The following is an 18,741-nucleotide window of genomic DNA, read 5'->3' on the forward strand; positions in this document are numbered from 1 at the left end:
GAAGACAGTACATCGGAGAAATCGGCAAGCTCGACAACGGAATCGTGGCGGTAACGACCCATCTCTATGATGGCAAAAAAAATTTGCCTCTGGATGTAGAAATCTATCAGCCAGCCAGTTCCTTACCCTCAGGCAAGAAAGATCCCTCTTTCAAAAAGAACCCGAAATCGCCTTAGAATTAATTGACCGGAGTTTAAAGAGAGGGTATCGACCGGGAATCGTCCTCATGGATGCCGGCTATGGTAACAACACAAATTTTTTTAAAGGGACTCGAATCTCGCCGACTGAAGTATCTAGGAGCCGTCGCCAAAAATCGGAAAATCTGGCTGAATCAATCGGGAGAAAATTGGCAAAAGATTCGCCTTGATGAATATGCCAAAAGCTTACCAGAAGAGGACTTTACGCCAGTTTCTCTAAATTTAAACAAGCCCAAAACCCTGTGGGTGGCGACGGGTACGGCAGAGCTGTCACGTCTACAAGGAGAAAGAACCTTTGCTATCGTCATGAATGCAAGTTCTTATGCGGACGCGACAGAAATTGATTATTTCATCACGAATGAAGACTCCGAAAAAGTGACTGCCGAATGGGTCGTGAACACTTACTCAGGGCGAAACTGGGTAGAAGTCTTCTATCGGGAAGCCAAAGGATGGTTGGGTTGGAGGGAATGCCAGGCGAGAGGTTTGAAGAGTTTACAGCGGCATTTAATTTTGGTATTTTGTGCCTACACTTTTATCCTTTGGCATAAGTTGACGGGCGGTTTACGAAGGAAGTGGGCGAACCAACCTTTGGAAACTTTTGTAGATGCTTTAGAGGCTTTTCGGACAGCCATGTCTTTTCGTTTTGTGGCATGGCTGAACGAGAATCGAGACCTGTTTGCCGCTCACAAAGCGCGTTTTGGCTTGGTTTGGGCTTGAAATTTGTTTAAGTACCGTTAGGGCAGACCTCATCGATACCGAATCCATTGACGATCGCCCCCAGACACCGACAAAGTTGGTGAAGTCAACGATAAGCAAATCAAATCGATCTCCAAAATAATCGGCGGAAACAGTGATAAAATACCTTCGTCCGAACCCTAGCTCTGACTGACACGCGCCCGAACAACGATGAAAAAACTCCTCAAAGGTCTGCGGGAATTTCAATCGACCTACTTCAGCACCCACCGCGAGCTGTTTGAAGAACTCTCCCACGGTCAAAAGCCCCGTATCCTGTTCATCACTTGTTCGGACTCGCGTATCGACCCCAACCTGATCACGAACGCGCAGGTAGGGGAACTGTTCGTCATTCGCAACGCTGGAAACATTATCCCGCCCTTTGGGGCGGCCAACGGGGGAGAAGGGGCGGCCGTCGAATATGCCGTGCAAGCCTTGGGGATCGAACACATTATCGTCTGCGGACATTCCCATTGCGGGGCGATGAAAGGACTGCTCAAACGCAGTAGCTTAGAAGAAGAAATGCCGTTAGTGTACGAGTGGCTCAAACACGCCGAAGCCACCCGCCGCCTGCTGAAAGAAAACTATTCGACCCTCGAAGGCGAACCCCTCCTCGACGTGGCGATCGCCGAAAACGTCTTGACGCAAATCGACAACCTGCGAACCTACCCCGTGATTCACGCCAAGCTGCACCAACAGAAGCTGCACCTTCACGCCTGGGTATACCACATCGAAACCGGAGACGTTTTAGAATACGACGCCATGCGCCACGCCTTCGTTATGCCGGACGAAAACACCAACGTCGAAGCCTCGCCGATGCAGTGTATTTTGTCGCTTCCCGATTCGATCGACGAATTATCGCCGCACAAACTGCACCAACTCGAAGCCGTTGAAGACCATCGCAAAGATCCGGCAATGCCCTGGCTGTCCGCCGAACAAACGTCTCGAATTTACGGCGGTTAGGGAGACGATGACCGACGCAGTTAAAACCATTAAACTCGACCAATTCCTAAAATGGATGGGAGCTGTCAGCACCGGCGGCGAAGCCAAAATCCTGATTCAGTACGGGGAAGTGGCCGTCAACGGCGAAGTCGAAACGCGACGAGGACGAAAACTCGTTGACGGTGATGTCGTCTTCACCCAAGGACGCAGCTACCAGGTGGAACTGTAGGGTCGGTGCTGCGCGGATAACTCACGATCGGGTGGAACTGTAGGGTCGGTGCGTGACGCGGGAACAACGTTAACCTAACTTCGACCCGATTTCTTCCCCCGCGTCACACACCCTACGCGGAGAACTGCAAAAGGCGCATCGTCAGTGCGCCTTTCACTCTCCACTCTTAACTCTTCACTGTAAAACGGAGAGGGGGGGATTCGAACCCCCGATGAGTTTGACCCCATAACGGATTTCGAGTCCGCCGCATTCAACCGCTCTGCCACCTCTCCAGGTGCGAACCCCATCCTAGCACAAATTTGGTGTTTTTTTCAAGGGCTTGACAAAATCACTTCACTGCCTACACCTTCGCCGCGCGGTTGACACCGCGATCTTCGACGTCCCGCGCTTTCTTTCCGCGCCAAATCAGACGCATCGGCGTTCCCGTAAACCCGAGTTGTTCGCGGATTTGCCGTTCGATGTAGCGGCGATAGTTGTCGTTAAACCGCTTCGGGTCGTTGACAAATAAGGCAATGGTCGGCGGTTGGGTTCGGACTTGCGTTCCGTAGTAAATCTTACCTTGGCGACCTTGGCGGTTCGTCGGCGGCGATTTCCAGGCGATCGCTTCTTCGAGAACTTCGTTAATCACAGAAGTTGCAACGCGGCGTTGGTGTTCCGAGGCGGCGACATCCACCAGGTCGAGGATTTTGTGAACCCGCTGGCCGGTTTTGGCGCTGACGTACACCCGTTCGGCCCAACTCATGTAATAGAGGCGATCGTCCAGGTGGCGATCGTAGTCGTAGATGGTATGGGAGTCTTTATCCACGGCGTCCCATTTGTTCACCACCAACACGCAGGCGCGACCTTCATCGACGACGCGGCCGATGAGTTTTTGGTCTTGTTCGGTCACGCCGTCGATCGCATCGATGACCAGTAACACCACGTCGGCGCGGCGAATGGCTTTGAAAGCGCGGTTAATGCTGAAAAATTCTGCCCCGTATTCGACGTTTTTCTTTTTGCGAATTCCGGCGGTGTCGATGAGGCGATAGCGGGTGTCGTTGCGTTCGATGAGGGTGTCGATGGTGTCGCGGGTAGTGCCGGAAATGGGACTGACGATCGCCCGCGTTTGTCCGACGAAAGCGTTGAGAAGACTGGATTTACCCACGTTGGGACGACCGACGATCGCCACTTTGATTTCGTCGGTTTCGGGAAGTTCGCCGATCGCGGGAAGGTAGGCGATCGCTGCATCGAGGAGATCCCCGAGGCCGCTTCCGTGAATCCCCGAGACGGCGTAGGGTTCGCCGAGTCCCAGTTCCCAAAACTGCGCCGCTTGCATGAGTCCTTGTTCGGGAGATTCGCATTTGTTCACCGCCAGGAGAACGGGGACGCTTTGCTGGCGCAACCAGTCGGCGATTTCGGCATCGGCCGAGGTGGGTCCCAGTTGACCGTCTACGATGAAAATGGCGACGCTGGCTTCGGCGAGCGCGTACATGGCTTGTTCGCGGATTTCGGGGAGAAATTCGCTGTCGTCGTCGAAGACTAAACCGCCGGTATCGACCACTTGAAACTCGCGGTCTTGCCAAAAGGCTTGTTTGTAGGTGCGATCGCGCGTAATGCCGGGTTCGTCGTGGACGATGGCTTCTTTGCGTCCGGCGAGACGGTTGACGATGGTGGATTTGCCGACGTTGGGACGGCCGATAATGGCAACTATAGGAAGAGACATGGTGCGGAGCTAGAAATATTTGTGAAAGGAAACTTGGGTTGAGGGTTGCGCGATCGCAACACCAAACACATTATTATAGCCTGTTTTTTTAAGATAGAGAAATTGCTGAAAACACTACGGTCAGCCAGAGGTGCGATCGCCCGAAAAACGATGGATTAGCGGTGCGATCGCTCGAGCGTCGAGAGGTTTGGAAAACAAATAGCCCTGACCGTACTGACATCCCCACTGTTTCAATTGTGCCTGTTGCGCGATCGTTTCGATGCCTTCGGCGACGACGGCGATGTTGAGTTTGCGGGCTAAGGCGATGGCAGATTGTACGATTTCGGAGGTGTTAGCGTTGATGCCAATTTTGTTGATGAAGGAGCGATCGAGTTTTAAACCGTCTACCGGAAAGGAATTGAGATAGTTTAAGGACGAGTAGCCGATGCCAAAATCGTCGAGATAAAATTCCACACCAAGCGATCGCAGTCGAGCAATTTGCTCGTGCGTGGTGTCTGTCGGTTCGAGAAGACTGCGTTCGGTAATTTCGAGTTTGAGTTGTTGGGGGTGTAAGTTCAGGCGATCGAGAAGGGTTGCGATCGTTTCGCAGAGCGTCTCGTCGTGAAACTGACAACTGGTAAAGTTGACCCCCATTTGTAGCGTGGGTCTGTCTGGCGATCGCGATTGCCACTGTTGGAGTTGCGTGCAGGCGGTTTTCAACATCCAGCGATCGATCTCGAAAATTTGATTCGTCCGTTCGGCTAGGGGAATAAACGTCACGGGAGAGACTAACCCCCGTTGGGGATGTTGCCAGCGAACTAAGGCTTCAAATCCTACCAGGCGATCGGTGGCCAGTTCGATAATGGGTTGGTAGTAGGCTTGCAGTTCGTTGCGTTCGATAGCGTGGTGTAAGTCCGCTTCTAACTCTAGCAGTGCCAACAGGCGATCGGCTTGCGAGCCTTGAGTTTCGAGTCCTTCGATCGAACCGAGTTTCAGTTGCAAAGACTGTTGGCGTTTGCGAAGCAATCTTTCGATTCGCGCTTGGAGTTCTGTTTTCGGAATCGGCGTGACGATGATTTCATCGACGATCTTCCACAACTGAGGTTGTTGAGACTTAAGTTTCGGATGGGCAGAGACGAGAACGATCGGGACGAACACCGGATGTTCCCGATCCTGTCGCGCTTGCAAGTGTTTCCAGCACCGTTGGAACGCTAAACTGTCTACAATACAAAGGTCGAACCGTTGGGCGATCGCGTCGTCGTCTGGCGACGCGCAAACTTCGTAACGCGGACTGAGCCATTCGACTAACAAACGACGGTTTTCTTGGCGATCGACGAGCAGTAAGATTCGTGGCATCGTTCTCTCGTTTTGAGAAGAAAAGCGATCGGGATTTAGAGATATCCTTTTATTTTACATAGATTTCCTATCTCTTTTGGCTTTTTATTTTGGGTAGTGCGGTACTCTAATGATGCGAGTCAGTCATAATCCTTTTGTGGCAAGGCTTCAAAAAAAAAATAGCATTACTCCTCACAATTATACAAAAGTGAAATGCACCAAAGCTTAAAGTTATTTAGTAACTTTTGTTACGACTCGGTTGAATTTTGTGGAAATGACGTTTTTCAGGTTTTACGTTTAGCTTTAGAAATTTCTCCAGACAAAAGACCGTGAAGATGCCGTAAAGGATTACCCACCTTAATTCCATAGCGAGTTATTTGAAATTCTCTAAGTATTTTTTCAAAGTCTCCCATTCGTTTTTTAAGAATACCGATCGCTTTACGAATTTCATGTTCGAGTTCTATATATTTCAAGAATATAATACTATCGGCAATATAATAAATACCGATTTCTGTCGCACGAAAATCTCCTGTAATTGCTTCTGTTTCGTTGACTAAAATAACTGTAACTCCCATATTTCTCAAGTACTGACAGAGAACGTGTAAACGTCGGACTAAATCTCCCGATGGAATCGAAAGGCGATATCCAGAAATACTGTCGATCGTGACAATTCGCGCTGACAACTGTTCGACTTCTCGACGAACGATTTCCGTAAACTCATCTGGAGATACCATGAGCGGTTCGATCGACACGACCGACAGCGTCCCACGCTGTTTCATCGCCAGAACGGGAATATTAATCGACTCGCAACGATTGAGAAACGTCTCTTCCGCTTCGTCAAACAAATACACCACCGATCGCTCGCCTCGTCCGGCCGCTTCCTTCATAAACTGCGAGGCTAACGTGGTTTTTCCCACACCACTCGGTCCGGTCACGATCGTCACCGTCCCCCGTTCGATTCCTCCGTGCAGGAGTTCGTCAATTTCGGGAATTCCCGACGGAATCGATTCCGAGGTAAACTCCTGTCTGTAATTGCCAGATACGAGGCGAGGATATACCTCAATCCCGCAGTTTGCCTTTAACTTCAGAGTATGCGAACCTCTGTAAAAATCCGAACCCCGGAATTTTTGAATCGAAACAAAGCGTTCTCGACCTGGAAACTCGAGATTGATAATGCCATCGCTCATAAACTGTAAATCGTTGTCGGGAAACTCCGAACTACTTTCAGATACAAATAATACCGTCGCGCCCCGTTCCTGTAGAAATCGCAGAAACGATAAAACTTGCTTGCGAAATTGAAATCCGTCACTGGCGAGGTAGCGAAATTGCGTCATCGAATCGACGAAAACGCGACGAGGTTGGAACGCTTCGATCCGTTCGACGATCGACCGAGCGATGGGATCGCGTTCGACTTCAGCCGTTGAGAAAATATCGTAGGTTTGAAATTCCGTGAAGAACTCGGGACGGGGGCTGAGATCGAGAAACTCGATCCCACTAAGATCGAAGCCCATCAAACCTCCGTTACGGCGAATTTGCACCTCTGACTCGCCCAACGTAATATAGAGCGGGCGATCGCCGTCGGCTTGTCCGGCCAGCAAAAAGTGCAAGCCGAGAGTTGTTTTTCCACAACCGGGTCCCCCTCGTACTAAATACGCCCCCCCCGCAATCAGTCCGCCGTAGAGAATGCGATCGAGACCCGGAATTCCAATTGAAAGGCGCGATTCTGACATTATCTGATATGAGATGAAAACGAGTTGCCCCTGTTTCCTCGATCTACGTTTCTAGCTTAACGCGAATATTGCAGCAAAACCGAGGTTAGTCCGGGTGTGTGACACTTTGTACGAGAAAAAGGGTCTTCGGAGTTTGTGGTTATAAATGTATAGCATGATACAAAAAATTGAAGATTCGAGAGCCAAAACCCTTGAAATCTCGTGAAGTTAGTTTTTCTGTCACCCTAAACTCCGAAGAGCCGAGAAAAATCGAAACTCAGTCGGATTCTTGCGGTACGATCTCTGGAAGACGGCGATTAAAGCGATAGAGCCAAACGAGACCGAGAGTTCCCAGAACGATACCGACTAAACTCACCACTTGGGCAATTCGCAAAGGACCTAGCATCAAACTATCCGTTCGCAAGCCTTCAATCCAAAACCGACCGAAACTATAGGCGGCCAAATAGGTTAAAAACAGCGTTCCGGGTTTGAGATTGCGTTCTCGCTCTCCTCTAAAAAACAACACCATCAACACTGCAAAAACGAAGAGATTCCAAATCGATTCGTAGAGAAACGTCGGATGAAAATACTCGAAATCAATGTAGTTTTGAGGACGCCGTTCGGGGGGAATATAGAGTTTCCAGGGTAAATCCGTCGGCGTTCCGAAGGCTTCGGAGTTAAAAAAGTTGCCCCAGCGCCCGATCGCCTGACCTAAAATCAACGACGGCGAGACTAAATCGGCCAGTTGCCAAAAGGGGAGTTTGTTGAGGCGCGAGAAAATCAATCCGGCTAGGATACCGCCGATGACTGCTCCGTGAATGGCAATGCCGCCGCGCCAAATGGCGATAATTTGTTCGGGATGCTGACTGTAAACGTCCCATTGAAACAGGACGTAGTAGAGACGGGCGAAGGGAATGGCAGCTAACACGCCCCAAATGGCGAAGTCGCCGATGAGTTCGGGATCGACTCCCCGACGTTGGGCGAGATACTGCGCTAAGGTGACGCCGATGAGGACGGCACTGGCGATGAGGAAGCCGTACCAGCGCACGGAAAGAGGGCCTAGCTCGAATAACGTCGGGCCGGGGGAAGTAAAGGTAAACGCAAGCAGGGATAAAGACACGATCGTCGATCTCGCGAAAACGACAAGGGGAAACCTAAAATGCTAAATCTCGAACGAGGGAGGTCGCAAATTGGGGATGCGGCGAAACGTTCGAGATGGCAAACGGGCTGTTTCATCATAAAACGAACTCCGAGGCCGATCGGAGCGCGTTCGTCGCGGGAGGTTCGGCGTCATTCCGATCGCGGTTGAGAGATGGGGTGCGAGACGGTGCGGACTTCCGGCGCAACGGAGGACAGCGGTAAATATTGGCTGAGGATGCGAGCGAGGCGATCGCACCCGATGGGTTTGCTGAGGTAGTCGTCACATCCAGCTTCCAAACAGCGATCGCGATCGCCCACCATTGCCAGAGCCGTCGTTGCGATCACGGGAATCGTGTTCCAGCGGGGATGGCGTTTGATGTGGCGGGTGAGTTCCAAGCCGTCGGCGTCGGGAAGATGAACGTCCATGAGAATGCAGTCGGGGCGGACTCGCTCGAGATACGCTAGCACGTCGCGTCCGTCACTAACGCGATCGACGGCGAACCCCCAAAATTCGAGAATGTCTTTGAGCAGTAGGGCGTTTCCGTCGTGGTCTTCGACGAGGAGCAAGCGGCTCGCAGTCCCTCGAACGCGAACGTTAGTGGAAGTCGGGACAGATTGTCGGTTGGACAGGCTAGAACGTCGGCGAAGGGGCAGCTCGATGGTAAAGCGACTACCCCTCCCCAGTTGAGACTGACAGGTGACGGTTCCGCCGTGGAGTTCGGCGAGTTTGCGCGTGAGGGCTAAACCCAACCCCGTCCCTTCGTGTTGGCGAGAGAGGGAACTATCGAGTTGTTGGAAGGGTTGGAATAGCAGAGATTGTTGCTCTTGGGGAATGCCGATGCCTTCGTCCCAAACGCTCATTTCGACGCGATCGCCCCGAGAGCGAATGTCGATGCCCGCATCGCCGCCGGGATGAGAAAATTTGATCGCGTTCGAGAGCAGGTTGACGAGCATTTGTCGTAGGCGCAGTTCGTCGCCTTCGAGGGTCTCGATTTGCGGGTCGATGTTGGTGTGGAGTCGGATTTGACGGGAGCGGGCCAGTGCGCTGACGAGGGCGATCGCATCGGTACAGAGGCTAGCGATCGGCACTTGACTCGAGGCGAGTTCGAGTTTTCCCGCTTCGACTTTGGAGAGGTCGAGGATATCGCCGATGAGTCGCAGGAGGTGTTCGCCGCTTTCGTGAATGCGTTCGAGGTAAAGGTGTTGTTTGTCGTTGAGGGCGCCGTAGATTTCTTGGAGCAGGAGGTTGGCAAAGCCCAAAATTGAGGTGAGAGGGGTACGGAGTTCGTGGGACATATTAGCCAGAAACGCCGATTTGAGCTGACTGGCTCGTTCGAGTTCGTGGTTTTTGTCGGCCAGTGCCACTTGAGAGGCTTTTTGGCAGCTAATGTCGCGAGACAAGACGAATACGTGACTGATGCAGCCGGTATCGTCGGGAACGGCGTTAGCGGATACTAAGACGGGGAAGCGAGTTCCGTTATCGTGTTGGCAGATCGCTTCGCCAGTCCAACCGTAGGGATGGCGTTGCAGGGCTTTTTGGAGTAAGTCGTCGATGTGAGTGTCGGCGTCGGGGGGATAGAACAGATTGGCACTTCGTCCGCAGAGGGCGTTGGTGTCGTAGCCGAAGGTTCGGGTGGTGGCTGCGTTGGCGTAGACGATCGTACCGTTGCGATCGACGAGGATGGCACTTTCGCTGGCGGCGTCGATGGCACGGCGGAACAGTTGCAACTGTCGCTCGAACTGTTTGCGTTCGCTCGCGTCGCGCACGAATACTAGAATGCCGATGGGTCGGCCGTTGCGGTATTGCAGGCTGGCGTTGATTTCGACTTCGATCGGATCGCCGACGAGGGGTTGCAGGCGTACTTCTAAGCTGTTGAGTCGGCTGTGGGGGGCGATCGTCTCGAAGGCGCGGCGGGCTATGTCGCGATCGCCTGCGGCAACGAAGTCGAAGACCGATCGCCCTTGCCAAGAGATGGCCGTACATCGCAGCAGGGTTTGTCCGAACGGGTTGAGGAAGGTGAGGCGAAACTCGAGATCGGTCGCGAACGCCATTTCGTTAGCGCCGTTGAGATCCCATCGATCGCACGGTTCGTGACAGAGGGTCTCGGAAGGTTCGGGCGGTACGCTCGAATCTCGGGGTTGGTGCGAACGTCGAGCGACAGACGGATGGGTTAACCGTTGAAGTTGTCGTTCGAGATCTGCAACTTTTCGACGCAGTTCGTCGTTTTCGCGTTGTAGGGACATAAGGTCTACACCAACCTTGCCAAAACCTGCACGATCGGGGAGAAGATCTCTGCTGGGGAAATCGTTCGAGCCGATCCGATCGCCCCTAGCTGCCCTCAGACCCCGATTTTATCTCTAATCTAACCGACAATCGCGATCGTGCTGTCTCCGATGGCAAAACGAAACCGCCTCGCCATCGAGCTGACCGTCGCTCAGTTTTGCGGATTCTTGTCTGTCGGCCGGTCTGGTTCGGGACAACCGATCGGTCGGAGGTTCTATGGAACCATACTTGAATTCGATCTGTCGAGCGGGCGATCGAAATCGCTAAGAAACTAACTTATGTTTTTTATCGTTTAGAAAAGTATTTTTCGTTAGGTTTCTGACATTTTTTGCGATCGCGATCGCCCTACGCCAAACCAGTTTACAGGAAATTCAAAAAATATGAAAAATCAAACGAATGTTAAAACGTGAGTTTTTCTCATTTTAAATGCTTCTCGCTCAAACGTCAACGATCGACAACTTAAAATGGGCTGTATATTTCACGATCGAACGAAACATTAAAATTTATTGTTAAATATCGAAAAAATGCATATCGAGCCGTTTGAAGGCGCATAGAGAAGCGAAGCTCGAGTTTTCAACGATATTTATACAGACAACGAACGTTCTCAAACACGAGGTTCTCAGAAAAACCAGAAGCGATCGCTCCGATCCCTGACAGTCTTTAAACCGTTGCTTGTCCGACTCAAACGCCTCTTTCATCGCCGCTCGAATCTTCTGGGGATCGGGTTTCTTGCCCCCCCATCAAATTACCAAAATATACGCAAGCCCTCTCACCTAACTCGAAGATCGCCCCGACACGCGGACAAACTCAGCCACAGCTAACCGACAATCGGGGAACGTCGCGGGGGCAATTTCCGCGTCTAAACTAGCGGTTCGCTTCATCTGATACCCCACGTCGCTGGGTTCTCGATAGACTTCCACACAACCGCGCATCAAATCCACCAACCACATTTCTCGAATTCCCGCCGAGGCATACAGCGGCATTTTGACATCTCGGTCGAACGATACCGTACTATCTGCGATCTCCACAACCAATACCGTATCGTCGGGGGTGGGATAGCGATCGCTATAGAAATCCTCTCGGGGTTTCAACAATGCCAAATCTGGTTGCGGTTGAGAGCGATCGCTGAGTTCGATCGCATTTTGCGGCCAAACTACCGCGCGATCGCCGAGTTGACGCACAAACAGCCGATTCAACAATGCCACACAAGCTTGATGCTTCGTTCCGATCGGCGACATTCTTAAAATCGTCCCTTGAATCAGTTCGAGGCGATCGTCCGCCGCCACCACCCCAGTTTCAGCCAGTTGGCGATATGCCCTCACATCAAAGCGATACAGCGAGGGGTAATTCGGCGGCGAAGGTTGAGATGCCAGTAAATTCAGTTCTGTCATTATTTCTCAGCCACGACCCCACAAGTCGATTGTAGACTGCCTCGAAAGTTCTAACGATCGACCTTTTTAAACCGTTGCTTGGCCGACTCGAACGCCTCTTTCATCGCCGCTTGAATCTTCTTCGGATCGGGTTTTTTACCCCCCATCAAATCGCCGAAATACACACAAGCCCCCTCACCTAAGGCCCAAGTATACGCCGCCGCCCAAGATGCCGCGATCGCGCTCCCCAAACCGGGGATAAACTTAATTAACTCTCGTCCCACCATTTGCGCGAGAAACCCTCCCGCGATCGCACTGGCGACGCCTCCGGCTTGCGACGGCGACAGGGTTTGTCCGTAAAGCTGTCCGAGAACCCCCACCATCGACACTTGCAGCGTCGTCAAAACGGGCATCGTGGCGAAGGGGAGGGGAACGGCGGCGAGGGTGGCGGCGATGAGAGAAAAAGCGAGGATGTAACGGCGTCCTACGTCTCGATAGAGATTGCCAATTTGTTCGCTGGCGCCCTTGTCGAGAAGGTCGTAAATGGCGCGAGATTCCGCTTCCGGGAGGAGTTCGGCCAGGTTGTTACTGAAGGCGTCTAAGCCGTAGAAAACTGGGGTGTAGCCGTCTTCTTCTAAGGTGAAGTCGATGAGAACCGCGCGATCGAACAGTCCCGAAAAGTCCTCTCGAATCGCAGCAAACGCACGGGCGATCGCTTCAACTTCTGGGGGATATTTAGGGTGATCCTCCATCGCGGGGGGATAGAGTTCGTGCAGACAAGTCACCGCAAGCAAACAGGGGATGTTGGGATATTTGCGGCGCAACTCTTGGGCGATTTGGCGCAGGGTGTCGGTGGCGAAATCGTTGATTTTAACCGTGAGAATCAGCACCCTGGCGCGATGGGTTTCCCGTTCCAAGTCACCGATGAGTTCTGCAATGAGTTCGTCCGTGTCGCGGTGGGTGTCTCCCAATCCCACAGTGTCGGTGAAGATGAGGAGGGGTAAATCTTCCGAGGGGTAGGCGTAGCGTTCGGTGTTTTGGGTGTGGGGACGAAATCCCTGGCCGACAATTTCAGCGGAAACGCCAGTTAAGCCGCGAACGATGGAACTTTTCCCCGATTGCGGTTTTCCCACCAGTAAAGCTTCTGTGGTGGGGAGTTCTTCGCGGACTCTGGCGAGGATTTCCGTGAGGCGATCGTCGCTGACGCTGAACCACTCGAGGACGGTTTTACGAACGGTTTCGACGGGGTTGAGGTGTTGCACCCGCGAGGTGGTGGCGTTCCACAGTTTGGCCACGGGATTGGATGAGGTATCTTTGTCCTCTGTGGATTGCGGTGTTTCGGGTTCGGGGGTTTGGGGGTCGGTCATGGGTCGAGAAGTACTCGATATCGCTTTGATTTTAGGAAGGGGTGGAGACCTTTGCAATTGGGGAAAACCGTTTTTGGGGAGTCAGGGAATAGGGAACGGTGTACGTTGGCGGTGCGTGACGATTTCTCGGTTTGGTGTTCGACACCTGATTTGTCCGGGTATGTGGGCGGCGTACGTTGGCGGTGCGTGACGATTTCTCGGTTTGGTGTTCGACACCTGATTTGTCCGGGTATGTGGGCGGCGTACGTTGGCGGTGCGTGACGATTTCTCGGTCTCAGGATTTACACCCGATTTTTCAAGTCACGCACCCTACGATCTGTCTTCTCGAATCTGCCATGATGGGGGAAATTGCCCGAACATTAGCTCAAAAAACCATGTCTGAGGAAACGATTCGCGTGTTGGCGTATTCGATCGCACAGGAACCAGAAGCTGAGACAGCGGAAAACTATACGGGAGCGAAAGATCCGATCGCTTTGGCGTCGAGTATTCTGGAGAGTTCTCGCTTTGAGGGCGACACCGACGAAGCATCCCCGAAAGCTGGAACCGTGAAATCTCATGAAGTCCCCGTGGCGGTTCTCGAACAGGAATTGACGAAGTTGGTGCGACAGATGGATCGATCGTTGAATCGCGCCGTAAAACAAGCGGAGTTGCAATCGGTGGAACTGTCGGAAGTGGAAGTGTCCCTGGCCATGTCTGCTAACGGTAAAGTGGATATCGTGGGGTGGGGCGCTGGCATTGCCGGAACGACGAGTTTTAAGTTGAAATTCAAGCCCAAATCCCAGTAACGCGAGAACTGTAGCGAGATGGCGAAGGCGAGAAATTTTGCAATCTGTATCGGGATCGATCGCTATCGCTTTTTACAACCGTTGAGATGTGCGCGACGGGACGCCAGGGCAATGGCGACGTTTTTTCGCGAAGAGGCGGATTTCGAGCAGATTTGGCTGTTGTGCGACGATGCTAAAAACGATCGCACCAAACCCGATCGCGCCAATATTCGGCGGGTGTTGCGAGAACTGCGACAACGGAAGATGGGAGCGGGCGATAATCTGTGGTTTTGCTTCAGCGGTCATGGAATGCGCCACAGGGGACGGGATTATTTGATGCCGTTGGAGGGCGATCGCGAAGATGTGGAATCGACGGCACTCTTGACGAGTTACGTTGCCGATTCGCTGCGGGAGTGCGGCGCAGATAACGTCATTTTGTTCCTCGATGCCTGTCGCAGCCAAGCGGATAAAAGCGGAGAGGGAATTGGTAAAGAGACGGAGGAGAAAGCCCGAGAAACAGGAGTTGTCACGCTCTTTTCCTGTAATCCGAACGAGTATTCTTACGAACTGGAATCCTTGCAACAAGGGGCGTTTACCCGTGCGGTGTTGGACGGGTTGGGAATTCAGGGACAATGTGCGACAGTGGCGCGTTTGAACGAGTATCTCCGGCATCGCGTTCCAGAGTTGTTGAGGGAGTATCGAGGCGAGGGGTATTCTCAAAGACCCTATGTTATTGCAGAACCGCTCTTGAAATCTCATTTGATTTTGCTGCCGAGGTACGCTAGACCGGAAGATATCGATCGCTTGAAACAGGAAGCACTTCGAGCTGAAGTGAAGCGAGATCGGTTGCTGGCACGGCAGTTGTGGATTCGGGTGAATGCGGCGGCGATGGGAAGCGATATCGAAGCGATCGAAGCCCTCGAACGTTTGGCGACAGGATACAGCAGACAAGCTGCATCTCAAGGGTCAACATCTGGATCTCAGAAAACGGGTTATAGTTCTCGCGCCTCGGTAAGCTTGAGCGATTGGATACCCGTGCCTAGAAGACAGGCGTTACGGTGGCTTAGCTTAGGAGGGGTAGGATTGGGAGTTGCGTTCGCCAGTCGTGGGATGTTTGGGCCGTCGGAACCCGATGTAGAAACTCCTCGAAAACCTATTCCAAAACCCACGGAAACACCTGTTCCTGTCGTGTCTGAATCTCCTCCGCCAGAGGAAGAACCGACACCAACACCCTCTCCAGAGGAAACTGAACCCACGCCAACCCCCTCTCCTGATGGCGGTTTAGAGTCATGGTCCTTTGAAACGGTTACACTGAACCGACGGGGTGAGGAAGTGAAGCGAGAGCAACACTCAGCTCGATATTTTATAGAAGATTTGGGGAATGGTGTCACACTGGAAATGGTTGAAATTCCCGGTGGCTCTATCATAATAGGAAACCCAGAAGATTATATCATATCTCCGCATTCAAATTGTGACAAGCGTCAAGAATATATCACTTTACCTCCATTTTTTATGAGTAAATATCCCGTGACACAAGCACAGTGGAAGGCTGTAGCATTAATGCCTAAAATTGACATGGATCTCGATATTGAAATTTCGTATTTTAAAGGTGAAAATTTACCAATAGAACAAGTTTTATGGAGTGAAACACAAGAGTTTTGCAAACGAATTTCTAGAGCAACAGGTAGAGAGTATAGGCTGCCTAGTGAAAGGGAGTGGGAATATGCTTGTAGAGCTGGAACAACTACTCCATTTTACTTCGGAGAAACTATAACACTAGATTATGTTAATTATAATGGAGAGTCAAGCTATGCAAATGCCCCTAGCCCAAACAATCCTAAAGAAGGGGGTAGAAGGAAAACTACTCATGTTGGTATTTTTTGTCCCAATAAATTTGGTTTATATGATATGCATGGCAATGTTCGAGAATGGTGTCAAGACAAATACATATATGCTAATGAAAATTATTGGATACTACGAGGAGGGTCTTGGAGTGCGGCACGAGAACAGTGTCGATCGGCAGATTGTGGATATGGAGATGATAGGCAAAGAAAAAACTTCATTGGTTTTAGATTGTTGAGTATATAACTCATAACCAAAAAATATTGGTTATTCGGAGTTCAAGATAATATAGCAATCCTAAATCAGTTGCAAAATCCCAGACATGGCAAACCCCGCTTGGGACAGGATCCCAGTCTTTCAGCCGGTGTTTTTTTCGCAAATCAAATGGGATTGCTATAGATATAAAATATATCTATAGCAATCCTAGATGAATCGTGGAAAGATCGGCTCCCTAAACCCTTGCTATAGCTAGATCGAGACTCCACAAGTGATTTAGGACTGCTATATGCAAGGAATTATATTTACAGGAATCCAAGGTTCAGGAAAATCGACCTTTTACTTCCAAAACTTCGCCAACACTCACATCCGCATCAACCTCGATATGCTGAAAACTCGCCATCGAGAAAAGCTGATATTTGAAGCCTGTTTGGAAGCAAAACAACCCCTCGTTATCGACAACACCAACCCCACAAAAGCCGATCGCGCTCGATATATCCCCCGCCTGAAAGCCTACAAATTCAGCGTTATCGGCTATTTCTTCGAGTCTTCCTTACCCGATTGCTTACATCGCAACAACCAACGCAGTGGAAAAGCCAAAATCCCTGAAATCGGCGTGCGATCGACCCACAAAAAACTCGAAATTCCCGACTATTCCGAAGGATTCGATCGCCTCTTCTCCGTTACGATACAAGATGGTATCTTTAAAATTAGCGAAATCCCCAAAAACCCCAAGTTCAACGACAGCTCGTCACACTAAACCGCCAACCATGAAACTCCATCCCGAATGCGTTCCCTGTCTGTTCCAACAAGCCCTGAGAACCGCGAAACTCGCCACCGATGACGAAACGCAACACTGGCAAATTTTAAACGGTTTAGTGCAAGTTTTTACCGAACTCCCCGAAAACACCATTCAAGTCGAAGTCGCCGGAGAAATCCAACAACTCCTCACCCAAACCACCGGCGATCGCGATCCTTACCGACATCTCAAACAACATTACAACGACATCGCCCTCAAACTCACGCCCCATCTGCGAGAGGCGATCGCAACTGCTGAGGATTCCCTACTCACCGCCATTCGCATCGCGATCGCCGGAAATATTGTCGATTTCGGCATTTCCGATACGTTCGACTTAGAAAAAACCGTGTTTGAGAGCTTGACTCAAGACTTTGAAATCTTTGATTACGAAGAATTCAAACAGCAGTTGAAAAATGCAAAAACTATTCTTTACATCAGCGACAATACTGGAGAAATCGCGTTCGATCGCCTCCTCATCGAACAGCTTTTACAACAGCAAAAACAAGTCACTCTAGCGGTTCGCGGCGCACCTGCTATCAACGACGCAACTCTAGAAGATGCGGCTTACGTGGGATTGACCGATTTAGTTCCCGTTATCACCACAGGAACCGCGTTACCGGGAACCGTGGTAAAAAAAGCCAGTGAGGAGTTTCAAAATTTCTTTAAAACTGCCGATTTAGCGATCTCTAAAGGTCAAGGAAAGGGTCTTCGCAAAACAAGGTGATAAGAAAAATTTATTAAGTAAAGCAAGACAGAAAGCGCATTCGCATATTTTCAAAATTTATAAAGCCATAAGCTTGACGCTTTATCAGTTTAAGACGATTATTAATACCCTCCATAACACCATTGGTTGTTCGGCTCAAGAAATAATTACATATTGTGTTAAGATGATTGCGAATTGTCTTGACAGCATCACCATAAATACTCTGTGCTTTACACAACCATTCTTTAAATTTATTTTTTCCGCTCTCTGGGTCTTGAGTTGTTTCATAAATTTCTCTAAAATCCTCTTTAAGCTGATAAGCTTTTCGTAAACGTTTTGACTGTTTTAAAACGGCCTCTAATTTTTCCAATCCCTCTTCTTTTAAGTCTTTTTGGTTTTTCAGCAATAACCATTTTGCTCCTTTGATTTTGATTTTAAACTTCACCTGCTTTCGGATTTTATTTAGATTGTCATTCACCGCTTTCATAACGTGAAATCTATCGACGACAATTTGGGCATTGGGAAACACTTTTTCGATAAGCTTTGGAAATCCTCCCCACATATCTACACTGACTTCTTCGACTGCCTCTCTGACCTCTAACGGTTGCTGTAGAAGAACTTCAGCGATTTCTTCTTGTTGGTGAGAGTCGATGACTTCTATCAATTCTCCTTTCTCTAAATCGCTCACTACCGTCACAAATTTTTTGTGACCTTTATGTTTTGCTATCTCGTCCAAACCCAACCTTTTTACTTGTCCCCAATTTACTTTTTTTTTGCGTTCGTATACCTGTTGATGAATTCCATTTACCTGATGCCAAGACAAGTCTTCTTCTCTTTTAACTTGCTCGACGCTACTAGCGATTACTCGCTCGTAAATATATTCTTCGTACCGCCTAGTAAACCTTCGACCAGTTTCAATAAAGTCTAGTTCTTCTGTAAAGTATTGTTGGCATTTTTTACAGTAAAACTGACGCCGTGGTATTTGCAAATATACGAGTTGACCCGAAATGGGCAAGTCTCGAACTCTAACGGTTCGTGTTTGGTTAAGTTCGCCCGTCTTTTTGCCACAATGAGGACAGGCAACTTCCTCTTCTCTAAAGCCTAGCTGCAAAAATATTGCTTCGCGTTCCCTGACCACGCTTCTCACTCTTACTTTGGGTAAGTTGATTAAGTCTTCTACAAAAAAGTTCATCTTTAGATCCGCCTGCATTTGTTTTCTATTATACTATTATCACCTCAAACTCCGAAGACCCAGTAGTTTCACCGTTTTCGTTGACAAACTCAACTTCAAAGTGGTTGTCGTCTAAACATTCAACAATGGTTCCTTGACTGCCGATCGCGCAATGGCGGTCAGGAACGTTAACCAGTAATTCGACAATATCAAAAACTTCGGGTTCGTTCGTTAGAACTGTCATACTCAGAACGCCTCCA

The 18,741-nt window shown here is 50.2% G+C and carries 15 protein-coding genes, 1 tRNA gene and 1 pseudogene; 7 read left to right on the top strand and 10 right to left on the bottom strand.

The window, feature by feature from the left end; all coding sequences use genetic code 11:
- From GEI7105_RS30545 to GEI7105_RS0113815, 3 genes and pseudogenes are all read left to right on the top strand, one after another.
- Nucleotides 1-914, top strand: a pseudogene (locus tag GEI7105_RS30545) (IS701 family transposase); the annotation flags it as partial.
- Between the two features lie 189 nt (nucleotides 915-1,103).
- Nucleotides 1,104-1,892: a carbonic anhydrase gene (locus GEI7105_RS0113810; RefSeq protein ID WP_017661044.1), complete on the top strand. Its 789-nt coding sequence runs from the start codon at nucleotides 1,104-1,106 to the stop codon at nucleotides 1,890-1,892.
- Nucleotides 1,893-1,899: 7 nt separating this feature from the next.
- Nucleotides 1,900-2,100 (top strand): RNA-binding S4 domain-containing protein, encoded by a 201-nt coding sequence (locus GEI7105_RS0113815; protein ID WP_017661045.1) that lies wholly within the window; start codon nucleotides 1,900-1,902, stop codon nucleotides 2,098-2,100.
- Nucleotides 2,101-2,285: 185 nt separating this feature from the next.
- On the opposite strand, the gene GEI7105_RS0113820 is transcribed toward GEI7105_RS0113815, so the two are convergent.
- The 8 genes from GEI7105_RS0113820 to GEI7105_RS0113875 form a co-directional block, all read right to left on the bottom strand.
- Nucleotides 2,286-2,372: transfer RNA gene (locus tag GEI7105_RS0113820), tRNA-Ser, on the bottom strand.
- 68 nt (nucleotides 2,373-2,440) lie between these two features.
- On the bottom strand, nucleotides 2,441-3,802 hold the full coding sequence (gene der / locus GEI7105_RS0113825) for a ribosome biogenesis GTPase Der (protein ID WP_017661046.1): 1,362 nt from the start codon (nucleotides 3,800-3,802) through the stop codon (nucleotides 2,441-2,443).
- Between the two features lie 120 nt (nucleotides 3,803-3,922).
- Entirely contained in the window at nucleotides 3,923-5,137 is a 1,215-nt protein-coding gene (locus tag GEI7105_RS30550; RefSeq protein WP_017661047.1) for an EAL domain-containing response regulator, read from the bottom strand.
- A gap of 263 nt (nucleotides 5,138-5,400) precedes the next feature.
- The gene (locus GEI7105_RS0113835) at nucleotides 5,401-6,846 is read right to left on the bottom strand and encodes an ATPase domain-containing protein (protein ID WP_017661048.1); all 1,446 of its coding nucleotides are present in this window, start codon (nucleotides 6,844-6,846) and stop codon (nucleotides 5,401-5,403) included.
- Nucleotides 6,847-7,102: 256 nt separating this feature from the next.
- Nucleotides 7,103-7,945, bottom strand: a complete 843-nt coding sequence (lgt, locus tag GEI7105_RS0113840) for a prolipoprotein diacylglyceryl transferase (RefSeq protein WP_017661049.1) — start codon at nucleotides 7,943-7,945, stop codon at nucleotides 7,103-7,105.
- 170 nt (nucleotides 7,946-8,115) lie between these two features.
- Nucleotides 8,116-10,209 (bottom strand): PAS domain-containing hybrid sensor histidine kinase/response regulator, encoded by a 2,094-nt coding sequence (locus tag GEI7105_RS33510; RefSeq protein ID WP_017661051.1) that lies wholly within the window; start codon nucleotides 10,207-10,209, stop codon nucleotides 8,116-8,118.
- Nucleotides 10,210-11,022: 813 nt separating this feature from the next.
- Nucleotides 11,023-11,640, bottom strand: coding sequence for a Uma2 family endonuclease (locus GEI7105_RS0113870; protein ID WP_017661054.1), 618 nt, complete (start codon nucleotides 11,638-11,640; stop codon nucleotides 11,023-11,025).
- Nucleotides 11,641-11,690: 50 nt separating this feature from the next.
- The gene (locus tag GEI7105_RS0113875) at nucleotides 11,691-12,986 is read right to left on the bottom strand and encodes a YcjF family protein (RefSeq protein ID WP_017661055.1); all 1,296 of its coding nucleotides are present in this window, start codon (nucleotides 12,984-12,986) and stop codon (nucleotides 11,691-11,693) included.
- 182 nt (nucleotides 12,987-13,168) lie between these two features.
- Between GEI7105_RS0113875 and GEI7105_RS0113880 the strand changes: the two genes are divergently transcribed.
- From GEI7105_RS0113880 to GEI7105_RS30565, 4 genes are all read left to right on the top strand, one after another.
- Entirely contained in the window at nucleotides 13,169-13,771 is a 603-nt protein-coding gene (locus GEI7105_RS0113880) for a Pepco domain-containing protein (protein WP_144053802.1), read from the top strand.
- Nucleotides 13,772-13,789: 18 nt separating this feature from the next.
- Nucleotides 13,790-15,838: an SUMF1/EgtB/PvdO family nonheme iron enzyme gene (locus GEI7105_RS30560; RefSeq protein ID WP_017661057.1), complete on the top strand. Its 2,049-nt coding sequence runs from the start codon at nucleotides 13,790-13,792 to the stop codon at nucleotides 15,836-15,838.
- Nucleotides 15,839-16,097: 259 nt separating this feature from the next.
- Nucleotides 16,098-16,568, top strand: a complete 471-nt coding sequence (locus GEI7105_RS0113895; protein WP_017661058.1) for an AAA family ATPase — start codon at nucleotides 16,098-16,100, stop codon at nucleotides 16,566-16,568.
- Nucleotides 16,569-16,578: 10 nt separating this feature from the next.
- On the top strand, nucleotides 16,579-17,331 hold the full coding sequence (locus GEI7105_RS30565) for a damage-control phosphatase ARMT1 family protein (RefSeq protein ID WP_017661059.1): 753 nt from the start codon (nucleotides 16,579-16,581) through the stop codon (nucleotides 17,329-17,331).
- Nucleotides 17,332-17,344: 13 nt separating this feature from the next.
- On the opposite strand, the gene GEI7105_RS0113905 is transcribed toward GEI7105_RS30565, so the two are convergent.
- Both GEI7105_RS0113905 and GEI7105_RS30570 read right to left on the bottom strand, forming a co-directional pair.
- Nucleotides 17,345-18,502: an ISL3 family transposase gene (locus GEI7105_RS0113905; RefSeq protein WP_026097647.1), complete on the bottom strand. Its 1,158-nt coding sequence runs from the start codon at nucleotides 18,500-18,502 to the stop codon at nucleotides 17,345-17,347.
- Between the two features lie 28 nt (nucleotides 18,503-18,530).
- A partial coding sequence (locus GEI7105_RS30570; protein WP_245555410.1) for a DUF4926 domain-containing protein occupies nucleotides 18,531-18,741 on the bottom strand: 211 nt, incomplete at its 5' end.

The organism is Baaleninema simplex PCC 7105, assembly GCF_000332355.1.
GTDB classification, from domain to species: Bacteria; Cyanobacteriota; Cyanobacteriia; order Cyanobacteriales; family Geitlerinemataceae; genus Baaleninema; species Baaleninema simplex.

Excerpts from the sequence above, each read along its gene's own strand:
- GEI7105_RS0113810 (WP_017661044.1), top strand. The coding sequence starts at position 1,104 with ATGAAAAAACTCCTCAAAGGTCTGCGGGAATTTCAATCGACCTACTTC.
- GEI7105_RS0113815 (WP_017661045.1), top strand. The coding sequence starts at position 1,900 with ATGACCGACGCAGTTAAAACCATTAAACTCGACCAATTCCTAAAATGG.
- der (WP_017661046.1), bottom strand. The coding sequence starts at position 3,802 with ATGTCTCTTCCTATAGTTGCCATTATCGGCCGTCCCAACGTCGGCAAA.
- GEI7105_RS30550 (WP_017661047.1), bottom strand. The coding sequence starts at position 5,137 with ATGCCACGAATCTTACTGCTCGTCGATCGCCAAGAAAACCGTCGTTTG.
- GEI7105_RS0113835 (WP_017661048.1), bottom strand. The coding sequence starts at position 6,846 with ATGTCAGAATCGCGCCTTTCAATTGGAATTCCGGGTCTCGATCGCATT.
- GEI7105_RS33510 (WP_017661051.1), bottom strand. The coding sequence starts at position 10,209 with ATGTCCCTACAACGCGAAAACGACGAACTGCGTCGAAAAGTTGCAGAT.
- GEI7105_RS0113870 (WP_017661054.1), bottom strand. The coding sequence starts at position 11,640 with ATGACAGAACTGAATTTACTGGCATCTCAACCTTCGCCGCCGAATTAC.
- GEI7105_RS0113875 (WP_017661055.1), bottom strand. The coding sequence starts at position 12,986 with ATGACCGACCCCCAAACCCCCGAACCCGAAACACCGCAATCCACAGAG.
- GEI7105_RS30560 (WP_017661057.1), top strand. The coding sequence starts at position 13,790 with ATGGCGAAGGCGAGAAATTTTGCAATCTGTATCGGGATCGATCGCTAT.
- GEI7105_RS0113895 (WP_017661058.1), top strand. The coding sequence starts at position 16,098 with ATGCAAGGAATTATATTTACAGGAATCCAAGGTTCAGGAAAATCGACC.
- GEI7105_RS30565 (WP_017661059.1), top strand. The coding sequence starts at position 16,579 with ATGAAACTCCATCCCGAATGCGTTCCCTGTCTGTTCCAACAAGCCCTG.
- GEI7105_RS0113905 (WP_026097647.1), bottom strand. The coding sequence starts at position 18,502 with ATGAACTTTTTTGTAGAAGACTTAATCAACTTACCCAAAGTAAGAGTG.